The organism is Streptomyces niveiscabiei (genome assembly GCF_001419795.1).
GTDB classification, from domain to species: domain Bacteria; phylum Actinomycetota; class Actinomycetes; order Streptomycetales; family Streptomycetaceae; genus Streptomyces; species Streptomyces niveiscabiei.
The window spans coordinates 224-3,078 of record NZ_LIRL01000669.1 but is presented as its reverse complement, the minus strand read 5'-3'; the positions used below and the strand labels follow the sequence as shown (position 1 = coordinate 3,078).

Below are 2,855 nucleotides of genomic sequence, written 5' to 3'. Positions count from 1 at the left end.
GGTCGGAGAGAGCCGAGACGCCGATGCACAGCGAGTCCCCCGCCCCCCGCCCTTCCACGACCGCCGCCTCCGACACGGCGACAGCCGGCCCCGCTGCACGCCCCGCGGCGAGCCCCGCGCCCGGCCCCGCAGCCCTTGGCCGCCGACTGAGCGTTGTCCCTGATCAGCCCGAACTTTCAGCCGCTGACGACGGCTGCAACTCCTCTTCTCCCCGTCCTGATGTCCGAGGAGAAGCGTCCCGGGCCGCGAAACACGCGGCGGCGAAGGCCGGCGCGGACCTGCGCGGCGAGGTCCTGCTCGCACTCGCCCAGCTGCGCCTGGCAACGCCCCGCCAGCTCAAGGAGCTCCTGCTCCCGCACCAGCAGGGCACCGACCACGTGAGGCGCGCGCTGCGCAACCTGCTCGCCGAGTCCCCGGCGCTGGTCGGCCGCACCCACCGCGCGCAGCACAGCTACTGGTACTGCACCCCGGCCGGTCTCACGGAGGCCGCGGCCTCGGGAGAGCTCCCGCCGCGCTCGGGACGGGCGACCGGACACAAGGCGGCGGCGAAGACCGGTCTGCGCGAGCACGGCCTGGCCCTCGTTGACACTGTCCTTGCCTTCCAGCGCGACGGGACCGCAGAGTGGACCGACTGGCAGGTGGAACTCGCCCACCCGACCCCGGCCGGGACCCTCGTGCCCGACGGCCTCGTGCTCCTGGCCGACGGCAGCCACGCGTTCGTGGAGATCGACCGCACCATGTCGTACGCCAAACTGCTCGCGAAGCTGGAGCGCTACGACGCCTACCGCAACGCCCCGCCCACCGGCCGCGGCAACGCCGCCCGCACCTCGCGCAGCCACTGGCAGGAGACCTACGGCGGGCCGCACCTGGAGCGGGCGTTCCCGCCGGTGCTGTTCGTGTTCGCCTCGGCCCCGCGCCGCGCAGCGCCGGCCACCCGCGAGGCCGCCTTCCACGAGCGAGCCTCCCGCCTGTCGCCGACAAGCGTCGGCTACCGGATGACCGTGGCGACCACCACCATGGCGCTGCTCACCGAGCACGGCGCGGCCGGACCGGTGTGGCGGTCCGCCGGACGGCATACGGGCGAGGACCGGTGCGGTGCCGGGCGGCTGCCGACAGCGCGCTGAACGCGGCGGGCCCGGCTTCCTCGAGGCCGGGCCCGCCGCGACAACACGGGGCGCATTGTCACGCGTCCGCGGCCTCGTGCAGGTTCAGGAAGAACCGCAACCGCACGCCGGGCTCGCCGGGTTCCCGGGTCGTGCGGTCCGCCGGCGCCACCGCGCACCACGTGGCGAACAGCTCCTGGACGGTGAACGCGGTCCGGTCGTCGGCCGCCGCGACCTCCACCACGGCCAGGCCGGGCCGCGCCACATGTGCCTCGCTGATCTCTCTCATGTACAGCACTACGCTCCGGTGCCCGCAGAGGTTCTCCCACTCCGGCGGCTTCACCCGACCGAGTAGGGTCACGGTCATGGCGACGACTGAGGCGGTGCTGGCCGCGCTTGCAGAGCTCCGTGAGGACCTCGACGCCGGTGCATGGACGCCGGATGAGTACGAGCGGCTGCTCGCCGTGACGGCGCGGATGGCAGGCCCGGCGACCGCGCACACCGTCCGCATCGGACTGCGCGCCGTCGGGCCGGACGGGACCGAGGGGCGCCTCATCGTGATCGCGGCCCGCTGCGGGTACGTGCTGGACGGCATGAGCCTCACGGGCGCCCAGGAGCAGAGTGCGGTGCGGGACGCCCTCGATGAGCTGCTGGACCTGGTGACGATCGCGGGCCTGCACCAGTCCCGCGATCGTCACTGAGAGCGCGGACCGGCGTCAGGTCCGCGTGCTGGTGTAGCGCACGCCCGGCCCCCACCGGTCCATCACCGGGGCCATGCACCACTGGCACAAAGGACAGCCGCCACCGCCGTACCGGTGCGTCTTGCGCTGGCACCCGGCGCACAGGCCGACACGGTCGCCGGGACAGGTCAGCGCGGACGGGTCCGGCTCGGAGACCGGGGGCGGGGGAGTAGCCGACATTGTGCGTCCTGTTCTGAGGGAGACGACCACCGGCCGCCTCGCCCGCAGGATAACCAGAGAAGCCCCCGAAGGCGGCGCCCCGGAGCGTACGGCCCACGCCGCTCCGGGGCGCCTCGGACGCTGACCCGCGATGGGGGGCGCGGATCAGCGGGGTCCGGCGACGGCTGCCCAGGCCAGGACGATGATCAGGGTGACGGCGACGACGACCAGGAGGACCGCCTCCCTCGCCGACGCGCGGGCCTGGCGCCGGATGTGAGGAGGCGTCACGACGTACGGTCCGTGGTCGGCTGAGCGTCGAGCTCCGCCCACACCCGCTTGCCCACCGGCTTCTGCGGGGGACCCCAGCGGTCGCATCCCCACTGGATCGCCAGCGCGTCGAGGAGGTGGAGGCCCCGCCCGGAGGTGTCCCCGGGGCCCGGGGACCGGCGCCGGGGAACGCGCTCGTGCGCACGGTCACGGACGGCCAGGAGGACACGGCCGGGGGCGGGCCGGTCAATGCTGATCGTGATGCGGAGGCCGTCGCCGTGCACGACGGCGTTGGTGACCATCTCCGACAGGAGAAGCACCGCGTCGTCGACGACGGGCCCGGTGAGGTGCCACGTGCCCAGAACAACCCGGGCAAAAAAGCGGGCCTCACCGACGGCCTCGGGGGTCCGGGGGAGGGCGACGCTGTAGTTGGGGTGGCCGGTGGAACGGGAACGCACGGCCGCCGCGATCCGCACTCTGACGGTGGTCATGCCGCCTCCGCATCGTCGTACGGCAAGAGGGGGCCGGGGCGCTCGTAGAGGATGACCAGGGCGCGGCACTGTATGGCGAGGGCGTAGGCGACGCC

General features: G+C 73.8%; 5 protein-coding genes. 2 read left to right on the top strand and 3 right to left on the bottom strand.

All coding sequences use genetic code 11. From position 1 onward, the window contains the following. On the top strand, positions 1-1,124 hold a 1,124-nt coding region (locus AOK24_RS29990; protein ID WP_420876705.1), incomplete at its 5' end, for a replication-relaxation family protein. A gap of 58 nt (positions 1,125-1,182) precedes the next feature. Here the strand turns inward: AOK24_RS29990 and AOK24_RS29985 are convergent. Then, positions 1,183-1,392, bottom strand: coding sequence for a DUF6207 family protein (locus tag AOK24_RS29985; RefSeq protein WP_055723178.1), 210 nt, complete (start codon positions 1,390-1,392; stop codon positions 1,183-1,185). A gap of 76 nt (positions 1,393-1,468) precedes the next feature. On the opposite strand from AOK24_RS29985, the gene AOK24_RS29980 reads away from it, so the two are divergent. Further along, positions 1,469-1,804, top strand: coding sequence for a hypothetical protein (locus AOK24_RS29980; protein ID WP_159052031.1), 336 nt, complete (start codon positions 1,469-1,471; stop codon positions 1,802-1,804). A gap of 363 nt (positions 1,805-2,167) precedes the next feature. On the opposite strand, the gene AOK24_RS52360 is transcribed toward AOK24_RS29980, so the two are convergent. Together AOK24_RS52360 and AOK24_RS29975 are read right to left on the bottom strand one after the other, a co-directional pair. Then, positions 2,168-2,290 (bottom strand): hypothetical protein, encoded by a 123-nt coding sequence (locus AOK24_RS52360; protein ID WP_276206864.1) that lies wholly within the window; start codon positions 2,288-2,290, stop codon positions 2,168-2,170. Continuing rightward, on the bottom strand, positions 2,287-2,760 hold the full coding sequence (locus AOK24_RS29975) for an ATP-binding protein (protein ID WP_055723175.1): 474 nt from the start codon (positions 2,758-2,760) through the stop codon (positions 2,287-2,289). The genes AOK24_RS52360 and AOK24_RS29975 overlap by 4 nt, the downstream gene beginning before the upstream one ends. Positions 2,761-2,855: the final 95 nt, after the last annotated feature.

Bases quoted from the DNA above. Each gene is read 5' to 3' on its own strand.
- AOK24_RS29985 (WP_055723178.1), bottom strand. From the start codon at position 1,392: ATGAGAGAGATCAGCGAGGCACATGTGGCGCGGCCCGGCCTGGCCGTG.
- AOK24_RS29980 (WP_159052031.1), top strand. From the start codon at position 1,469: ATGGCGACGACTGAGGCGGTGCTGGCCGCGCTTGCAGAGCTCCGTGAG.
- AOK24_RS29975 (WP_055723175.1), bottom strand. From the start codon at position 2,760: ATGACCACCGTCAGAGTGCGGATCGCGGCGGCCGTGCGTTCCCGTTCC.